This window comes from Pseudomonas sp. X4 (assembly GCF_040784925.1).
In the GTDB taxonomy this organism is placed as follows: Bacteria; Pseudomonadota; Gammaproteobacteria; order Pseudomonadales; family Pseudomonadaceae; genus Aquipseudomonas; species Aquipseudomonas putida_Z.
In genome coordinates this window covers 5,085,953-5,102,509 of the sequence record NZ_CP160798.1, presented here as the reverse complement: position 1 = coordinate 5,102,509, position 16,557 = coordinate 5,085,953, and the positions used below count along the sequence as shown (strand labels likewise).

Annotated in this window: 17 protein-coding genes and 1 riboswitch; of the genes, 9 read left to right on the top strand and 8 right to left on the bottom strand. The window is 62.9% G+C overall.

Going from position 1 to position 16,557, the window contains the following annotated elements; all coding sequences use genetic code 11:
• Positions 1–5 precede the first annotated feature (5 nt).
• Positions 6–219: riboswitch (cobalamin riboswitch) on the bottom strand.
• A gap of 98 nt (positions 220–317) precedes the next feature.
• The 3 genes from ABX298_RS22700 (at position 318) to ABX298_RS22690 (ending at position 3,736) form a co-directional block, all read left to right on the top strand.
• Positions 318–677, top strand: coding sequence for a hypothetical protein (locus tag ABX298_RS22700; RefSeq protein ID WP_112254063.1), 360 nt, complete (start codon positions 318–320; stop codon positions 675–677).
• Between the two features lie 325 nt (positions 678–1,002).
• Positions 1,003–2,580 (top strand): ATP-binding cassette domain-containing protein, encoded by a 1,578-nt coding sequence (locus ABX298_RS22695; RefSeq protein ID WP_367393678.1) that lies wholly within the window; start codon positions 1,003–1,005, stop codon positions 2,578–2,580.
• A gap of 136 nt (positions 2,581–2,716) precedes the next feature.
• Positions 2,717–3,736, top strand: coding sequence for a branched-chain amino acid aminotransferase (locus ABX298_RS22690; protein ID WP_085665581.1), 1,020 nt, complete (start codon positions 2,717–2,719; stop codon positions 3,734–3,736).
• Positions 3,737–3,933: 197 nt separating this feature from the next.
• Here ABX298_RS22690 and ABX298_RS22685 read toward each other — a convergent pair whose 3' ends face one another.
• Positions 3,934–4,362 (bottom strand): multidrug/biocide efflux PACE transporter, encoded by a 429-nt coding sequence (locus ABX298_RS22685; protein WP_025338915.1) that lies wholly within the window; start codon positions 4,360–4,362, stop codon positions 3,934–3,936.
• Positions 4,363–4,454: 92 nt separating this feature from the next.
• On the opposite strand from ABX298_RS22685, the gene ABX298_RS22680 reads away from it, so the two are divergent.
• The 3 genes from ABX298_RS22680 to ABX298_RS22670 all read left to right on the top strand — a co-directional run bounded on the left by ABX298_RS22680 (position 4,455) and on the right by ABX298_RS22670 (position 9,448).
• Positions 4,455–5,315 carry a LysR family transcriptional regulator gene (locus ABX298_RS22680; protein ID WP_367393677.1) on the top strand — a complete coding sequence of 287 codons (861 nt, stop codon included), beginning with the start codon at positions 4,455–4,457 and terminating at the stop codon, positions 5,313–5,315.
• A 180-nt stretch (positions 5,316–5,495) separates the two neighbouring features.
• On the top strand, positions 5,496–8,681 hold the full coding sequence (locus ABX298_RS22675; RefSeq protein WP_367393676.1) for a T6SS effector BTH_I2691 family protein: 3,186 nt from the start codon (positions 5,496–5,498) through the stop codon (positions 8,679–8,681).
• A 335-nt stretch (positions 8,682–9,016) separates the two neighbouring features.
• Positions 9,017–9,448: a DUF6708 domain-containing protein gene (locus tag ABX298_RS22670; protein ID WP_075046965.1), complete on the top strand. Its 432-nt coding sequence runs from the start codon at positions 9,017–9,019 to the stop codon at positions 9,446–9,448.
• A gap of 25 nt (positions 9,449–9,473) precedes the next feature.
• Here the strand turns inward: ABX298_RS22670 and ABX298_RS22665 are convergent, their stop codons facing one another.
• Entirely contained in the window at positions 9,474–10,367 is an 894-nt protein-coding gene (locus ABX298_RS22665; RefSeq protein ID WP_367393675.1) for a DUF2950 domain-containing protein, read from the bottom strand.
• Positions 10,364–11,845: a DUF3300 domain-containing protein gene (locus ABX298_RS22660; protein ID WP_367393674.1), complete on the bottom strand. Its 1,482-nt coding sequence runs from the start codon at positions 11,843–11,845 to the stop codon at positions 10,364–10,366. Before ABX298_RS22660 ends, ABX298_RS22665 begins: the two co-directional genes overlap by 4 nt.
• A 289-nt stretch (positions 11,846–12,134) precedes the next feature.
• Between ABX298_RS22660 and ABX298_RS22655 the strand changes: the two genes are divergently transcribed.
• Positions 12,135–12,380 (top strand): hypothetical protein, encoded by a 246-nt coding sequence (locus ABX298_RS22655; protein ID WP_137163768.1) that lies wholly within the window; start codon positions 12,135–12,137, stop codon positions 12,378–12,380.
• An 11-nt stretch (positions 12,381–12,391) separates the two neighbouring features.
• On the opposite strand, the gene ABX298_RS22650 is transcribed toward ABX298_RS22655, so the two are convergent.
• Positions 12,392–13,051: a VIT1/CCC1 transporter family protein gene (locus ABX298_RS22650; RefSeq protein ID WP_075045073.1), complete on the bottom strand. Its 660-nt coding sequence runs from the start codon at positions 13,049–13,051 to the stop codon at positions 12,392–12,394.
• Between the two features lie 122 nt (positions 13,052–13,173).
• Here ABX298_RS22650 and ABX298_RS22645 point away from each other — a divergent pair, with 122 nt between their 5' ends.
• Positions 13,174–13,425 carry a hypothetical protein gene (locus tag ABX298_RS22645; protein ID WP_075045072.1) on the top strand — a complete coding sequence of 84 codons (252 nt, stop codon included), beginning with the start codon at positions 13,174–13,176 and terminating at the stop codon, positions 13,423–13,425.
• Between the two features lie 125 nt (positions 13,426–13,550).
• On the opposite strand, the gene ABX298_RS22640 is transcribed toward ABX298_RS22645, so the two are convergent.
• Both ABX298_RS22640 and ABX298_RS22635 read right to left on the bottom strand, forming a co-directional pair.
• On the bottom strand, positions 13,551–14,423 hold the full coding sequence (locus tag ABX298_RS22640) for a DMT family transporter (protein ID WP_286101793.1): 873 nt from the start codon (positions 14,421–14,423) through the stop codon (positions 13,551–13,553).
• A 108-nt stretch (positions 14,424–14,531) separates the two neighbouring features.
• Positions 14,532–14,942, bottom strand: coding sequence for a RidA family protein (locus ABX298_RS22635; protein WP_025338904.1), 411 nt, complete (start codon positions 14,940–14,942; stop codon positions 14,532–14,534).
• A gap of 227 nt (positions 14,943–15,169) precedes the next feature.
• Here ABX298_RS22635 and ABX298_RS22630 point away from each other — a divergent pair, with 227 nt between their 5' ends.
• Positions 15,170–15,496 carry a hypothetical protein gene (locus tag ABX298_RS22630; RefSeq protein WP_286101792.1) on the top strand — a complete coding sequence of 109 codons (327 nt, stop codon included), beginning with the start codon at positions 15,170–15,172 and terminating at the stop codon, positions 15,494–15,496.
• A 44-nt stretch (positions 15,497–15,540) separates the two neighbouring features.
• Here ABX298_RS22630 and ABX298_RS22625 read toward each other — a convergent pair whose 3' ends face one another.
• Together ABX298_RS22625 and ABX298_RS22620 are read right to left on the bottom strand one after the other, a co-directional pair.
• Entirely contained in the window at positions 15,541–15,753 is a 213-nt protein-coding gene (locus ABX298_RS22625; RefSeq protein ID WP_013972488.1) for a PLDc N-terminal domain-containing protein, read from the bottom strand.
• A 265-nt stretch (positions 15,754–16,018) separates the two neighbouring features.
• Positions 16,019–16,489 carry a hypothetical protein gene (locus tag ABX298_RS22620; RefSeq protein WP_025338902.1) on the bottom strand — a complete coding sequence of 157 codons (471 nt, stop codon included), beginning with the start codon at positions 16,487–16,489 and terminating at the stop codon, positions 16,019–16,021.
• Positions 16,490–16,557 lie beyond the last annotated feature (68 nt).

Here is a 16,557-nt window from a genome sequence, read left to right as displayed (position 1 = left end):
GTTGAAAGTCGAAAACGTGACGAGGCAGGTCTCCTGGCTCGCACCGTTCCATGTGCCCGCTGGTGCAGCGGGCTGGCGGGATGACGCCTTCCCGCGCGCGGGCGCAGTGGCTGTGTCGATCCGTTGTCGGTGCTTACAGTTGCGGGGGCAGCCGCGGCTTGTACCGCGTTCCCGTCTTAGCTTCGGCCTGGCCGAAGAACCTCGAAGTGGCAAGGCTACGCAGTGGCTGGCGGGTGGTCAACCATTGCTGTCGGGCTGGCCGACAACAAGTGGCGCAACTGCGTTACAGTGGTGGCTTTGAGCAGCGAGGCCCCCCGGTGAAACCCCTGAACAAGCGCGATATGGCACGCCTGGAGCGTGAACTGGTGGTTTGCCTGACCGAAGCCTGCGAAACCGCCAAGGCGGAGATCGTCGGTTTCAGCTGGCTTACCCATCGTCTGGCTCCCGAGGATTTTCCGGCCAGCCTGCGTATTACCTGGGTGTTCGAACGAGAGGCCGACAAGGCCGCCGCCGTGGCGGGCGACGCGAAGGTGCGCATGCTGGCGCTGACCGGCCTGGCTTTGGAACAGGCCGGCATTCAGCTGGATCATCCGGCCTGGCATGTGCGGTTTGACAGTGAAGAGGCCTGCCAGCAGAGCCACGGGGGCGACTGGAGCAAGCGCTTGATGGGGCGCTGAACCAGGGGCATGCGCGGTCCTACAGGTCCAGTGCACGCCTTAAGGGCGACGCCGGCCATGTGGGAGCGGGTTTACCCGCGAACACGGGCGAAGCCCGTGCCATCCACCGCGTCGCCTGTTTCGCGGGTGAACCCGCTCCTACAGGGCACGCGGCGCACTCGCGGAATCTGTTTTCCCGCGACAACGATGCCTCTATCCGTTAGGCTACGCATTCCCCTGTCACGAGGTGTTCGTCCAATGCGCCATTGATGCCGCCGTCCCTTCGACGGCCAGTCTTCAGCCTCCGGTTCGCTCCGGAGATGTCGCGGCATTTGTGGAGTTGTGCATGACGAACACGTCGATCCTGACGCTGGACAGCGTCTCCTTGGCCTTGCCTGACGGCAGGCTGTTATTTACCGACCTCAGCGAAACCTTCGACCAACGCCGCACCGGCCTGGTCGGGCGCAACGGTGTGGGCAAGAGCCTGCTCGGGCAAGTACTTGCCGGCCAGCGCGAACCAAGCAGCGGCCAGTGTCGGCGCCTTGGGCGCATCCATCTTCTGGACCAGCAGGTGATCGAGCACAGCGCCACGGTCGCCGACCTGGCCCAGGTGGGCGCGGTGCTCGCTGCGCTGGAGCGCATCGAGCAAGGCAGCGTCGCACCCAGTGACTTCGACACTGTCGGCGAACGCTGGGATATCCGCGAGCAATTGCAGGGGCACCTGCAACGCCACGGCCTGGGCCAGCTCGACTGGCACCAGCCCGCCCACAGCCTGAGCGGTGGCCAGGCCATGCGCGTGGCGCTGGTCGGCGCCTGGCTCAGCGAAGCGGACTACCTGATCCTCGACGAACCGAGCAATCACCTGGACAGCAACGCCCGCGCCCAACTGCTGAGCATGATCGAAGCCTGGGACCGGGGCTTGCTGGTGATCAGCCATGATCGCAGCCTGCTCGCGCACATGACGCGCATCGTCGAACTGTCCAGCCTGGGCTTGCAGGCCTATGGCGGCAACTACAGCTTCTATTCGGCCCAAAAAGCCAGCCAGACAGCGCAGGCCCAACAGCAACTTGCCCGGCTGAAACAGGAGCAGCAACGCCAGGCCCGCGAACTGCAGCGCCAGCGCGAAGACCTGGAACGTCATCAAGCCCGCGCCGGGCGCAACGCCAGGCACGCCAACCAGGCCAAGATCCTGGTCGACCGCCAGCAGCAACGCAGCCAGGCCACTGCGGGCAAGCAGCGCCGCGACCATCGCGACGCCCGGCAGGCGCTGCAGGGCAAAGTGCGTGACGCCGCTCGCGAAGTCGAGCAGGACAGCGCCATTACCCTGCATGCACCCACGCCGCAGCGTCATCCGGGCCGCGAAGTGCTGGCCTTGCAGGCGCTGCACCTGCCCCGCGGCACGCGCAAACCACTGAACCTGCGCTTGTGCCTGGGCCAGCGGGTGGGCCTGGTCGGCGCCAATGGCAGTGGCAAGTCCACCCTGCTCAGGCTGATGAACGGTGAGTTGCCAGCACCGCCCGACAGCCTGCGCCTCAGTGGTGAAACCGCCCTGCTCGATCAGCACTGCAGCGCACTACCAGGCCACATCAGCGTGCTCGACCACCTGCGCCAGGCAAACCCGTCACTGGCCCAGGGCGACTTGCGCAGCCGCCTGGCGCAACTGGGCCTGGATGCGGCCCGCATCGAACTGCCCAGCGGCCTGCTCAGCGGCGGTGAGCGGATGAAGGCAGCACTGGCCGCCGTGCTATACCGCGAACGGCCGCTCGACCTGTTGCTGCTGGACGAACCCGGCAACCACCTGGACCTGCCGTCACTGGCCGCACTGGAACACATGCTCGGGCAGTTTCGCGGGGCGCTGGTGGTGGCGTCCCACGACCAGGTACTGCTCGACCAGCTGGCGCTGGACGAGTACCTGCACCTGTAGAAGCCGCAATGAATGCATTGCAGGCTATCAATTCGTGACTGGCCGTTCCCGATCTGCCACGGATGTATTATGGTGGCGTGGTGCGCATATAACAGCAGCCCGAGCAATCGGGCACTTGCAAGACAATGAGGGTGTCATGAGCAACGAAAGCATTAATTGGGACAAGCTGGGTTTCGACTACATCAAGACCGACAAACGCTACCTGTCCGTATGGCGCAATGGCGAGTGGGACAAAGGCACCCTGACCGAAGACAACGTACTGCACATCAGTGAAGGCTCCACGGCCCTGCACTACGGCCAGCAGTGCTTCGAAGGCCTCAAGGCCTACCGTTGCAAGGACGGTTCGATCAACCTGTTCCGCCCGGACCAGAACGCCGCCCGCATGCAGCGCAGCTGCGCCCGCCTGCTGATGCCGCAGGTGCCGACCGATGTGTTCATCGAGGCGTGCAAGCAAGTGGTCAAGGCCAACGAGAAATTCGTGCCACCGCATGGTAAAGGCGCCCTCTACCTGCGTCCGTTCGTGATCGGCACCGGTGACAACATTGGCGTGCGCACCGCCCCCGAGTTCATCTTCTCGATCTTCGCCATCCCGGTTGGCTCGTACTTCAAGGGAGGCATGAAGCCGCACAACTTCCAGATCTCCAGCTTCGACCGCGCAGCCCCGCAAGGCACTGGCGCGGCCAAGGTCGGTGGCAACTACGCCGCCAGCCTGCAGCCGGGTGCAGAAGCGAAGAAAGCCAACTTCGCCGACGCCATCTACCTCGACCCGCTGACCCACACCAAGATCGAGGAAGTCGGTTCGGCCAACTTCTTCGGCATCACCGCCAACAACGAGTTCGTCACCCCGAAATCGGCTTCGGTGCTGCCAGGCATCACCCGCCTGTCGCTGATGGAACTGGCGCAATCGCGCCTGGGCCTTAAAGTGATCGAAGGCGATGTGGAAATCAACAAGCTGGACCGTTTCATCGAAGCCGGCGCCTGCGGTACCGCTGCGGTGATCACCCCGATCGGCGGCATCGAGTACAACGGCAAGCTGCACGTGTTCCACGACCTGGAAAAGGTCGGCCCGGTTACCCAGAAGCTCTACAACGAGCTGACCGGTATCCAGAGCGGTGACGTGGAAGCACCAGCTGGCTGGATCGTCAAGGTTGCCTGAGGCGCTTTAACGGTTTGAAAAACGGGGCATGCCAGCGATGGCATGCCCCGTTTTTTATTGGCTGACGCGGTCAACTATAGATGGCACCGGCTGTGCCGTCCCTGTAGGAGCGGCCTTGTGTCGCGAAAGGGCTGCGAAGCGGCCCCAGGATATCCGCACAATGCACAAATCGAGGGGCCGCGCAGGGCAGTTAGTTCTCATGCAAGGCGACGCTGCATCAGCAGGTGCCGGGCTTTGTCGAAGGCCCAGTTGTACAGCACGGTGTAGGGCAGGATGATCACGAAGAAGCCCAACTCCACCATGAACGCCTGCAGCAACGAAATCTCCAGCATCCACGCCGCCACCGGCAGGCACCACACCACCAGCCCGGCTTCGAAGCCCAGGCCGTGCACAAAGCGTGCGCCGGCCTTCCAGTGGATGCGCTCGACCCGCACGTAGCGATCGACCAGCGCGTTGTAGACCATGTTCCACAGCATGGCGATCACCGACAGGGTCACCGCCAGCGCCCCTGCCGTCGCCAGCGACTTGCCCATGATCCAGGACAACAGCGGCGCACACAGCAGCACGGCGAACACTTCATAACCGACGGCGTGAACCAGGCGTTCGGTGAAAGAGACGTTTTTCATTGCAAATTCCATCCATTGCGTGAGTCGTGCTTCCTATTTTCTTTGATAGAACTGATACTCGCGACATAGCTACCATCGGTTTTATCAATACCATGCGCTACTCACCTGAAGCTCTGGTCGCCTTTGTCGAAGCTGCATCGCTGGGTTCGTTTTCCGCTGCGGCGCGCAAGTTGCGCAAAAGCCAGTCCACCATCAGCATCGCCATCGCCATCGCCAATTTCGAGGCCGATGTGGGTTGCCCGTTGTTCGAGCGTGGCGGTCGTCACCCCACGCTGAACGAGGCTGGGCGGCAGGTGCTGAGCCATGTCGAGGCAATTCTCGATGCCAGCGCCCAGCTCGATGCCCTGGCGGTGCGGTTGGCGGAAAACGTCGAGGCTCTGGTCTCGGTGGTGATGTCGGACAGCTACAGCGTGACCTTCCAGGGCGCGGTGATGGCCCGCTTCGCCCAGCACTACCCACATACCGAGCTGCGCTGCGGCCCCTCGGAAGATGCCGATGTGATCGAGCTGATCCAGCAGGGCCTGGCCCACATCGGCATTCTTGCCACCCAGCCCAGCTACCCCGCTGACGTTGCCGTGGCACGCTTGCCCGAGCAGGCAGAGTTTGGGGTGTACGTGGCCAGCGGGCATCCGTTGGCGGCTTCGCCCCAGGTGCAGACGCAGCATCTGGAGAACGTCCGGCAGCTGTATATCAAGACCTATGCCCCCAGCTTGCACCACGGTCGTGGCCAGGCCTGGTCGGCACCGGACTACCTCACCCTGCTGGAGTTCGCCGTGCGCGGGTTCGGCTGGGCCGAACTGCCCAGGGCACTGGTGGCACGGTTTGGCAATGGGCTGGTGGAGCTGCAGGTGGCCGGGTACCCGCGACGGGTTGACATGGATGTGGCCTGGTCGAGCCGGCGCGCGCTCGGGCCGGCGGGGCAGTGGCTGGTGCGGCAGATGTTGGGGCAATAGGCCTTTATCGCCTGCAAGACCCTGGGGCTGCTGCGCAGCCCGTCGCGACGCAAGGCCGCTCCTACAGGGCACTAAAGCGAAAAATCCTACAACGTTTTAGGAAGCCCATTGCTCCCCCGCGAAGGCGTTCCTCGCTAGTGTTTTGGCCGTTGCGTCAAATCACTGGAAAAGGAACTCCTGATGAGCATCAGCAAAGCCATCCACATCGCCATGCAGGAAGAGATCCCCAACACCTACGGCACCTGTAACGCCTGCGAACGCTCCGGCCTGCCGATTCTGCTGCTGCGCGAGGCCTACGCCCCGCGCCCGGATACGGGGCGCCCCTATCGCCTGGCAGACGATAGCGAAATCATCTTCCACCCGATGCACACCGACCAGTTGCGCCTCCTGCGCCAGGGTTATGTCTACGTACTGCTCGACCAGGAAATCTGGCAGGCCTACGAGGTAGCGGCGGAAGGTACCTTGCAGCGCTTTCCGGTATCGCAGATGCCCTTCGGGCCACCCAGGTCGTTACCCAAGGTATGCGCCACCGAAGGCCACGATGTGATCGCCTCGTTCATCAACATCGATACCCTGCTCTACCGCAAGGCCTGGATCGCCTTCGCCAACGACCCTTGGCCCCGAGCGGTACTCGACCGCTATCGGCAAGGCATCGCCGACAGCGACCCGGGCACCCTCGCCCGCTTCGTCGAAGTGGACCTGCACACCGCACGCAACGACCCTGCCAGCCTCGGCATCGCCATGACCGACAGCTTCCGCTTCGGCCTGGAACAGGTGCTGGAGTTCTCTACCTTTTCTTCTGCCAGGTTTACCAGCGCTCATGGCTTTTACAGCCGCCTGGGCCGCTGGCATGAAACCCGCACGCATGTGCGCAATGTCATCCAGCAGGAACAACTGCCCAATGGCCTGCTGGCGCTGACGCTGCCCGACCCGGTCGGCATGGTCATGGAGCTCAACGCGCAACGCACTGGCTGGGTGCAAGCCCTGCAGGAATGGCGGGCGCAGCCGCAGCGGCACTTCGAGTATTTCACCTCGCAAGCACTACTGGGCATCCGCGAATTGCACGCTGCCATGGCTGCCGTGCAGGGTGCCGAGGACGCGCAGCGGGAAGCCCGGCAGGTCAAGCAATGGAACGACAGCCCGATCGCGGCCAAGGCTTATCTGCCGCCGGTGGACATCGACGCGCAGACCGAACGCAACATCGCGCGCAAGCAGCAGGACGCCCGCGAGCGGCTGGAAGAGCGTTACGACGAAAGCGCCCGCGCCGCGTTCCAGGCCGATTACGACCGCGAACTGAAAAACTGGCAGTCGATGATCGACCAGGTTGGCGATCTGTATGCGCGGCACTATGCCAAGCGGGCGTTTCAGCAGATCGGCTACTACGACTATGACGCGACCTCCCCCGTTTCGGTGGAGTACTTCATCCAGATGATGGCCGCCTGCCTGGCCGGCGGGCCCACTGAAACCTTGCCGCAGGAGGGTCAGCCGCTCGGGATCACCCAGCATATCTGGCAGCAGCTGCTGGAAGACGACCGCAGCCTGCTTTACCAGGCACTGCTGGCCAAGAACCAGAAGCTGATGCAGCAGGTGGCCAGCGCGCTGTCCGGGGACGACTTCGGCAAGGTGTACGACATCATCAAGGGCATCGCCGGTACCGCCGACGGCCAGCTGTTGATGATCAAGCCGATACAGGATGCCGTTGGCCAGTTGCTGGCCGCGACCAACAGCGCAGGGAATGCGCTCAGCCAGCACCTGAGTGAACGGACGAAAAACCTGATCGGCCATGTGCATCGCTCGGCGTTTGCCCTGTTTGCGGGGCAGCAGGTAACGCCGCTGCGGGTGTCGCTGACAGTGGGCGAATACATGAGCCTGCTCAATGAAGCCCTGGAGGCGCGGACCGATGCGTTTCTGCAGCAGGTAGACAAGCAGTTCCGTGACCCACTGGGCCGCAAGGTGCGGGCCATGGTGCTGAGTGGCGCGATCAATATTGCGGCAGCGGGTAACCGTAGCCAGATGATCGAGGTGATGCTCTGGACGTTGGAAAGCGCAGAGAGCCTGCAGGCGCGGTTGGTGCAGTTGCGCGAGGGTGCAGCCGGTGGCGTCGGGGCGCTGGTACGCAATGTTGCGATTGGTGCCGGTACGCTGCGTGCGCAGGTTACGGGTGGTTTGAAGGTCAGTTCTACGGCCGCGCAAAGCGTGGCAAGCGATGCGATGCGCAGCCTGCGGGATGCTGCAGCGAGTAGCGGAGGTGTCGGGCTGCTATTTGCCTTGGGCAGCATGTGGTTCCATCAGGACAGCTTGGGCAAGAACTATCGCGCGTTGCAAGAGACGCATCAGGACAACCCGGAGGCGCTTGCGGCGATCTGGTCTTCATCCCTGGGTTTGTTGGGGGCAAGCGTGGAGGCGGCAGGACTGGCTGTTGCAGTCATGCGGCCGAAGATACCGTGGCCCGGAACAGTGACGACAACATCTTTGGGAACCGGTATTGCTCGATACGGCGCCGGCATTGCGGGAATAGCTGGAATCATGGATGGGGTACAGTACAAGTTTGCAAGCTCCAGAGCCGAGCGAGTAGGAGATGAAACTGCGGCTCAAGCCTATCAGTACGCAAGTGCGACCTCATTTGGGGCGGCAGTATTTGGAGCTTTGGCTGCGGTTGGCTATAGCGCGTTACTTGGACCGATAGGCATAAGTATCACGCTGGGAATAACCGCCTATATTCTTGCAACTATAGCCAAACGGAGCGAGTCATCTCCAATTGAACTCTGGGCCAAAAATGGGAGATGGGGGCTACCTCCCGCACGGCGCCAATGGGCTACCCACAATGACCTCGACACTGCAATTGGCGCACTTAATGCCGCAATCATCGGGCTCGAGGCAGAAGTTTCAATCCAGATACAATTCGATCTCAGCCACACCATTCACAGAGGGGATGAAGTACCGATATTCTTTGGCGACGATAGTGCGGTGCCGGCGAGCTTCTACCTGCATTACTTCATTCGCCTCCCAAATTACAACCAGCACCTCTCGCACTATCAGTGGAGTCTAACCATACACCGCGGAGGTAGGCATCATGAGACAGTCATATTATTGGCTGATGGTTTGTCACCGGTAAAACTGGACGTTCAAAATCAATCACCTAAAGACCTTTTCTCGGCAGCATCCGATATGCAACCGATTATCAAGCTAAACGGCGCAACGGGAGCTCTCAGCATCCAGGGATCACTGCCACTGTCCGACCACCACACGATTCAGGCCACCGAGTTCAACGTATGCTACTGGCCAGATAAACATGACCCAACGACATGCGCCCGAGTCGTTGTAAAAGAAAACAATATACGTACCAGCAGGAATGACAAACAATGAGCCGGCCAGCGCTGAACCCACCCTGTACTGGATGGAAGGAAGACTTACCACCCCCCTGCGATGCGCCGCTTTCAGAGCCTCATCTGGGCAATCAGACTCCGAATTATCAGGATGATATCTGCCTCGAAATACCCCGCTCAGCAATGGCATACCGTGGCTTGGTGTCGGCCCTGACACTAGTACTCGTAATTTCCACCCTTATTGACCTGCCTTGGATGATTATCCACACAGACCCAACAGATCTAGAGAGTATTTTAATGCTAGTCATCCCGCATGTTTTGATCACATGGTGCGTTGTTGTCCTTTTCCGGGTGGATCTAGCCCCCCCACGAGACATGCCCATCCGCTTCAACCGGGCCCGTAATAAAATATACGCCTACAACTTCAAGCATCAATGGTGGAACCCATTCGACAAGGGCAAAGTCGTGCCGGTCAGTTACGAATGGTCCCAAGTCCGCGCCGAGCGCTGGTCCCAGACCGGCGCACTGCCAAACGGTGGGTTAATTTTCAAATGGGGTGTCACACTCTCCATCGTTGCACCAGGCACAAACAATGTCATCGACCGTTTCCCTCTGGTCACCATGGGCGCCAATGAGCATGCCTGGGCCTACATCTGCACCTACATGCAGGAAGGCCCCTCAGCCCTGCCACCACCCGGCCCCCCCAAGGATCACAACGATGTGCTCTGGTGTGAGTTCGCCCTGCGCCTGGCACCCAAAGTGAGCTGGCCAGCTGATATGGACCTTGAATCGCGAACCGCACCTTGAACCGGCCACCGCGGGTGCGCCCCACTCAATCTCCCGCCGGCACATCCACCACCTTCCAGCTGTCATCCGGGTCGAAGCGTTTCATCTCCTTGGCCAGCTTGTCGCCGTGCGGCCCGAGGTCTTTCTCGAACACCTCGCCGTCATGGCTGATCATGAAGCTCATCACCCCGGTGTCATCGTACCTGGCCGGCCAGGCAACCATGGCAAAGCCACGGCTCATCTGGTTGCCGATCAAGTAGCTGTAGGCACCGCCGGGGGCGGACGGGCCCTGTGCATCGAGGATGCGGAAGTGGTAGCCATACCAGGCGTCGCCGACCATGTCCTGGCCGAACAGCGGGCCCAGCGGGCTGACCTGGCCATCGCCATCGTCATCCCAGTACAGCCCGTCATGCTTGCCGGGCTCGCTGAATATCTTCTGCGCGTATTCCAGCGCACCGTTGCCGTTGTGGTCCTGGGTGGCGTAGTCCATCTGCGCGTCGTGGTAGGCCAGCATCGACTGCATGGCGCCCAGCTCGTTGCGGCCGATGCGCCGGGCGCGGATTTCGGAGCTGCCGGCCTTGAGATCGAAACGCCAACCCTCACTGCCTTTGGTCAACGGTATGGGTAACGTCCAGTGATCACTGCCCACCGCGAGGATGGCCTTGTTTGCCCCCGACATGTCGATGCTGTGCTGCACGCGATACTGCGCCAGGAACGTGTCCACGTCACTGCGTTGCACACCGCCGCGCGGTATGTAGGTACGCCAGTCATCACCCAGCAACTGGGCCAGACGGGCTTCGTCAGGCTTGTCTTCACCCAGCGCCGCAACAAAGGATTCCACGGCCTTTTCCGGTGTCGGGAAGACTTCCTGCGCAGCGGCCAGGGTTGACCAGGCCATACCGGCTGCGATTGCCAGTGCCGCTATCGATTGACGGTTCATCGACGGCCACCTCCCCCGCGGCGTGCGGGCGCACTGGGCCGGGAAATCTGGTGCCCGGCGGCTCGCGATGCGCTCGGGCGCTGGGCGAACGACTGGCTGGTGCGGCCACGGCTGGCCTGCGCGCTGGTGCGCGAGGGTGAACGCACGCCGTCGAAGGCATTGTTACGCGCCCGGCCGGCGCTATTGGAAGGCCGGTTTTGCGCCAGCTGCCGCCCCTGGCCTTCGCCCTGCCTGCGCTGGCTCACCTGGCTGTTCTGCTGCCGAGCCTGGGTGTTGCGGGTTTCCTGTCGGCGGTCGGTCGCCCGCGGGTTGTCGCTACGAGGCTGCATGCGGTTGCCGACCGAATTGCCCGCCTGCGCCTCGCGCATCTGCTGGCGTGCCTGGCGGTTGCTGGTGGCCGGCCGTTCGATGCCGGCCCGGTCCATCGACGCCCTGGCCTTGTCCCGCGCCTGGGCGCGCTGGGCGTCATCGCCACGGAAGGCAGTACGCTGGGTGGCACCGTCCAGCTGGCGACCGTACTGCTGGCGGCTGCGGGAGTCGCGGTACGGCACGCCGTCGCGGTTGGCGGCGTTGTGCTGCCATTTGTTCTGGTTGTTGGTGATGCGGTTGTTGGCGTTGATGTTGTTGTAGCGGTTGACGTCGATGTCGATGTCGTTGTTGCCCCAGTCGCAGTCACCCCACAGCGAGGCAACGATCGCCACGCCGGTACCGAAGGCCAGGCCCGCCACCAGCGCGGAACCGGGGTAGTACATGGGCGGTGGCGGGTAGTACGCCGGCGGCGAAGCCGGGTAGGCCCAAGTGCCATAGGTGGTGGTCGGGTTGTAGCTGGGCACGTACACCACTTGCGGGTCGGAGGGCTCGATGATGATGGTGGTGGGCGGGCTGCTGGCTGTAACCACCTGGGTGCTGCTACCGCTGGAGGCCGGTGCCGGTGCCGGTGCCGGTGCCGGTGCCGGGGCGGTCTGCACGGTCACGTTCTGGTACTGGTTGCTCTGCAGGTTGCCGGCGGCCTGCGCCTGGTGACGCAGTCGCTGCACGCCGCCCATGACATCGTCGGGCTGCGCGAGGAAGGCGTCGCCCAGCCGCTGCACCCAGACCGGGTCCTGCCCCAGGGTTGCCAGCACCTGCGGGAAGGCCACCAGCGCTTGTACGCTTGGGTCCCAGGGCTGGTTCGCCACCTTCTTGACGGCATCGTCGCCGGTGGCCTTGGGGTTGGCCTTGGACCAGGTCACCGCTTCGCTCACCTGCCCCGGATAAGTGGAGGCCATCAATACCTGGGCCAGCAGCGCATCGGGGTACAGCGCGATGGGCGCGAGCATCTGGTCCAGTTGCTCCTGGGTGAACACCGGGTCCTTGGCCGCGACCGTGTCGGCTTGTGGTGCCGGGTCGGGGGCAGGTACGTCTTCTGCCAGCACCAGGCCGGGCGTGGCGCTCAGATACAGGATTACCGACAGGACCGCTGACAGTGGGATGCGCATCGCTTCTCTCCATGAGATCAGACCGCGTGGATTAAGGGTAGCAATGGCGATGCTTTTGGCCAGATGTGCGGGCGCAAACTTTTCGCGCTCTAAAGGTGAGGGTGGTTGCTGCTTTTGAATCTATACCAGGGCTGGGCTGAGATCTGTAATTGACTGTACCGGCCCTTTCGCGGGCACGCCCGCTCCCACAGGGTCACCACAGGTTCGAACATTGTGGAGTACCTGTGAGAGCGGGCGCGCCCGCGAAGAGGCCGGTGCATGCACGTATCCAAAAAAGGAGCCCACCCTGATGAACACGCCCCGCCTCATCGCCATGATCATGCTGGCCGTGCTCTGCACCTCGGCCTGGGCGGCCACCGACCGCGCCGAACGGCGCCGCGAAGCCCGCGATGTGCGGCAGGAAACCCGCCAGGACGCGCGGCAGACCAAACAGGACTGCCGCCACGCCGACCAGCAAAGCAACGCCGGCTGCCGACAGGACAAACGCCACACCAAGCAGCAAGGCCGTGAGCGCGCCCGCGACATGAAATACTGAGCGGGCGGTGCTCAGCCGCCCAAGGCGATGATCGCCAGGATCAGTGACGCCCCGACTACCGCCAGGACCACGCCGGTCAACAGGGTGCGGCCACCGGAATAGCGTGCCAGCAGCCAGCCCGCAAGGAAGAGCATGGCCAGGGCGACCAGGTTCGACACACGGATGGCCGTACCGGTGGTCTCGATCAGCAGGAACGGAATGACCATCGGGAAAGTTGCCAGAACCACCAGCAGGAAAGTGGCCAGGGCCGCCTTGAAATCATCCAGCCCCAGGCGTGCCGGCAGCGGGCGGCCAGCATCACGCAGCATGCGCCCGCGCAGCATCTCCAGCCCGTCTTCATCCAGTGCCAGGCCGATGCGCTCTGGCAGCGTATCGGCAATCAGCCTGCGCCCCTGATTGATATCACCGGCTTGCAGACGGGCCAGCAAGGTCCGGCTGCGGGTGCGTTCGGTCCAGGTACGCAGCAGGTAGATGACGGCATCGGCCAGGCCCCAGGCCAGGTTGCAGCCGAGTGCGGCAATCAGCATCAGCCGCGCGTCTTCGCGCCCTGCGGTGGCCACGCTCAGCGAGCCGATGAAGGTCATCGCCATCAACAGGCCGAAGATGACTTCGGTGATCCGGTCGATCGGTTCCAGCACGCCCCATTTACGCGGTTGCTCGTCTTGCCCCATCGCCCCCTCCCAGGAACCATCGATAGTCACTATCGAGAATGGCAATTTCTGCCGAACGACATGGCCGAATAACCTAGCTCCATCGACTCGCCGCCCACTACCCCGGCCCCTGGAGCTACCTGATGAACACCTTGGCCCGCCTGCTGTCCGCCACCCTTGCCGTTATTGCCATCGCCATCATCAGCGGCTGTGCCAGCCACCCCGAACTGCGCCCCTACACCGCCGAGGAAACCCGCCAACTGCAACTGGAAGCCTTGCAACGCCGTGGCCTGTCGCTGGACGACTACGAGCAGCAACGGCGGGTAATCCAGCGTGCCGGCAACCTGCCTGTGGTGACCGAAGCTGCCGACGCCGACCGTTCGAGCAAAGGCTGATTGGGCTCGCCAGCGGTTCCCTACCGCTACCTGCACAGATTGGGCTGCGAGGTGAGGTTGCTCCATTATAGTCAGCCAGGCATTGCAGGCCCCGACAGCCATGCCCAGTCACGCCCTTCACCCTTTTAGCGGCGCGGCGCCAGCGCCAGGGCGATACCGCCCAGCACCACTACGCACGCCACCAGCAAGCGCAACGACAATGGCTCGCCGATCAGGCCAACCCCGCCCAACGCCGCAATCACCGGGACGCTGAGTTGCATGGTCGCCGCCTGCTGCGCGCTGACTTGCCTGACCACGCCGTACCACACGGCATAGCCCGCACCCGAGGCCAGCACACCGGAGCCCAGCGCATACAGCAAGCCGAGCGGGCTCAGGTGCAAGCCAGCGCCCAGCAACAGCATCGGCACCAGCAGCACCAGGCACGGCAGGCTCCGGGCGAAATTGCCGGCAGTGTCGGCCAGCGGCCGGGGTGAGCCTTTGCCCAACAGCGTGTACACGCCCCATGCCACGCCGGACAGGGCCATCAGCAAGGCACTGGCAAAGGATGGCGCCGCGGTACCGGGCAACAGCAGCACCAGCAGGCCGGCGAAGGCGATCAGCATGCCCAGCAGCATCCGCGCGGTGATAGGTTCGCCTTTGTACCAGGCGAAGCCGAACATGGTGATCTGCACCGCGCCGAACAGCAGCAACGCCCCCGCGCCTGCGCCCAGCTGCAGGTACGCCGCAGAAAACAGGAATGCGTAGAGGAACAGTGCCAGGCCGCCGCGCCAGCTGCCCCCCATGGCAAGCGCGGGTTTGCGCAGGCGGAGCAACAGCAGCAGGAACAATGCACCACTGGCCAGGCGCACCACGGTGAAGGATGCCGGGTCGATGGCCCCGTCCTTCAGCGCCAGCCGGCAGAACACCGAATTGGCAGCGAAGGCCACCAGGCTGAAAAGTGCAGGCCAGACCCAGACCCGGGCCTTGCGGTCGGTGAGCGTGGTGGTGCCGGTGCTCATGGTGTGGTCACCTCTGAGATCAATTGTTGTTATAGCGGCCATGCTGGTAGGGCCAGCACCGGTATACAACATAGTGTTTATCTGAGGCCACCACCGAATCGCCCGGACCTATACCGCTGCCACCGCCTCGATTTCCACCAGCATGCCGTCCAGCGCCAGCCGGGGTACCGGTATCAGCGTGCAGGTCGGCTTCATGCAAGGGCCCCAGGCCCTGTCAGCCTCGGCTACCCACTCACGCAGGCGCGTTTCGGAATGCTCGACGATCAGCAGGGTCAGCTTGAACACCTGGGCCAGGCTGGCGCCTTTCGACGCCAGGGCAACCTCCAGGTTGGCCAGTGCCTGGCGCGCCTGCTCGGCGAACAGCGGCGACAGCTGCCCGTTGCGGCCCTCCCCGCCCTGGCCGGCTATGAACAGCAGGCGGCTGTCTGCATGCACCTCGGCGACATGGGAATAGGCGTTGCCGCTGGGGTCGTACAGGCCTTCGGGATTGCTCAGCTGGAACGCGGTTGAATGGCTCACGGTAAACCCTCGATCAGTTGGAAGAGGGACGGAGTATCGAACCTTGAGTTAACTCGAGGTCAAGCGCGGTTTTCAGGGGCGGGCTTGCCCGCGAAACAGGCGTCGACTGTAGGACGTTTCGCACAGCGAACGAGCTTCCGTGAACCACGCGTTCATATGCGAAGTGGCCATCAGGCGCTAGATTGCGAGGCCCGGCATGGAGGCCTGTACGTAACAAGGATAAAGCGATGAGCAAATACAATTTTCAACTGGCCTACACCATCAAGCCAAAAAACGCACGAGATGATGAAGACGATGCGGCAAAGGCGCGCCTGCACCTGCGCGAGAAAATTGGCCTGGACACCGTCGAACACATTGAAACCACCTTGCTCGGGGTGATCACTCTCAACAGCACCTCGCTCGCAGACCGCAGGCGCGACGCCGAAAAGCTGCTTCACGATTACATCCATGAAGCGCTCAAGCATCTGTGTGTGCTGTCGACCGTGAAGTTCTACGGTTGCTTGATGGTGGACGGGCTGGGCGCAGCCATTCGCTTCGACATCCTGCCCAAATGAACAGCGACGGCATCAGGCGCCCCCGCGCCTGATGCTGCGCACCGTCATTTTTCCTGCAGTACCGCCCTGCCCTTCACCGCCCGAGGCCCGCGCCAGGCCCAGAACAGCAAACCAGGGAATGGCGCGTAGACCACGAACACGATCCACAGCATCTTGCGCTCGGCGCGCCGGTCACTGCCGATGATGTGCCAGATGGCCCAGATTTCCAGCAGGATCACAAAGGCCGCGACGATGATCCAGATCGTTCCGATTTCCATAGCGCTCTCCCATTTGGCATGTAATGGGTTGGGTTGCAGAGGCTGCCGAGGGTTCAGATTGATTTGGCTGATCGTACGGCACCAAGGCATGCGCGAACCTGTGGGAGCGGCCTTGTGTCGCGAAAGGGCTGCGCAGCAGCCCCGGCCATTCAGGCGGTGACGCTTGAATCCTGGGGCCGCTGCGCGCCCCTTTCGCGACACAAGGCCCTCCCACAGGTTGCACACGTTAAGTGCCATCTCACAGGACGCAACGCAAGGGCTTCACTCAATGACGTGGTGCAGTCTCCAGCGCCGCCTTCAACGCCGGCGCATCGGCAAATGCCCGCTGGCTCACCAGCGTACCCTGCTCCAACTGCAACCACTGCACCTGGCCATCCTGCCCGGGATAACGGCTGGCCACCCGCCCGTCACGGTCGAGCAGCACCCGGTAGTTGTAATCGCGCATGGCGGGGATGGCGAACAGCTTGCTGATCAGTGCCGGCATGCGCTGGATATCGGCAACAAACACCGCATCGCGCGCTTCCAGGTAACCCTTGGGCTGTTCGGCCAACGCCGCCTTCACCAGCTTGGCACCGTCCATGTCGCGCGCCACCAGCAGGATGTGCGTACCGGCGCCGAGGCTATAAGCCTGGTCGTGCTGGTCGAGCAGCGTCCACGGCGCGAGCTTGTCGCCCGGTTCCAGGGCATTGGCCAGCAATGGCATCAGGCAAAGCAACAGAGCAGCGGCGTACTTCATCAAGGGTATCCTCAGTGACGGGAGCATCAGCATAACGGCAATGGGCCAAGCCAGACAGGTTGCCTGAA

What these genes read in the sequence shown, in the direction of transcription:
- ABX298_RS22695 (WP_367393678.1), top strand. Translation starts at nt 1,003, where the DNA reads ATGACGAACACGTCGATCCTGACGCTGGACAGCGTCTCCTTGGCCTTG.
- ABX298_RS22690 (WP_085665581.1), top strand. Translation starts at nt 2,717, where the DNA reads ATGAGCAACGAAAGCATTAATTGGGACAAGCTGGGTTTCGACTACATC.
- ABX298_RS22685 (WP_025338915.1), bottom strand. Translation starts at nt 4,362, where the DNA reads ATGAAAAACGTCTCTTTCACCGAACGCCTGGTTCACGCCGTCGGTTAT.
- ABX298_RS22680 (WP_367393677.1), top strand. Translation starts at nt 4,455, where the DNA reads ATGCGCTACTCACCTGAAGCTCTGGTCGCCTTTGTCGAAGCTGCATCG.
- ABX298_RS22675 (WP_367393676.1), top strand. Translation starts at nt 5,496, where the DNA reads ATGAGCATCAGCAAAGCCATCCACATCGCCATGCAGGAAGAGATCCCC.
- ABX298_RS22670 (WP_075046965.1), top strand. Translation starts at nt 9,017, where the DNA reads ATGCCCATCCGCTTCAACCGGGCCCGTAATAAAATATACGCCTACAAC.
- ABX298_RS22665 (WP_367393675.1), bottom strand. Translation starts at nt 10,367, where the DNA reads ATGAACCGTCAATCGATAGCGGCACTGGCAATCGCAGCCGGTATGGCC.
- ABX298_RS22660 (WP_367393674.1), bottom strand. Translation starts at nt 11,845, where the DNA reads ATGCGCATCCCACTGTCAGCGGTCCTGTCGGTAATCCTGTATCTGAGC.
- ABX298_RS22655 (WP_137163768.1), top strand. Translation starts at nt 12,135, where the DNA reads ATGAACACGCCCCGCCTCATCGCCATGATCATGCTGGCCGTGCTCTGC.
- ABX298_RS22650 (WP_075045073.1), bottom strand. Translation starts at nt 13,051, where the DNA reads ATGGGGCAAGACGAGCAACCGCGTAAATGGGGCGTGCTGGAACCGATC.
- ABX298_RS22645 (WP_075045072.1), top strand. Translation starts at nt 13,174, where the DNA reads ATGAACACCTTGGCCCGCCTGCTGTCCGCCACCCTTGCCGTTATTGCC.
- ABX298_RS22640 (WP_286101793.1), bottom strand. Translation starts at nt 14,423, where the DNA reads ATGAGCACCGGCACCACCACGCTCACCGACCGCAAGGCCCGGGTCTGG.
- ABX298_RS22630 (WP_286101792.1), top strand. Translation starts at nt 15,170, where the DNA reads ATGAGCAAATACAATTTTCAACTGGCCTACACCATCAAGCCAAAAAAC.
- ABX298_RS22625 (WP_013972488.1), bottom strand. Translation starts at nt 15,753, where the DNA reads ATGGAAATCGGAACGATCTGGATCATCGTCGCGGCCTTTGTGATCCTG.
- ABX298_RS22620 (WP_025338902.1), bottom strand. Translation starts at nt 16,489, where the DNA reads ATGAAGTACGCCGCTGCTCTGTTGCTTTGCCTGATGCCATTGCTGGCC.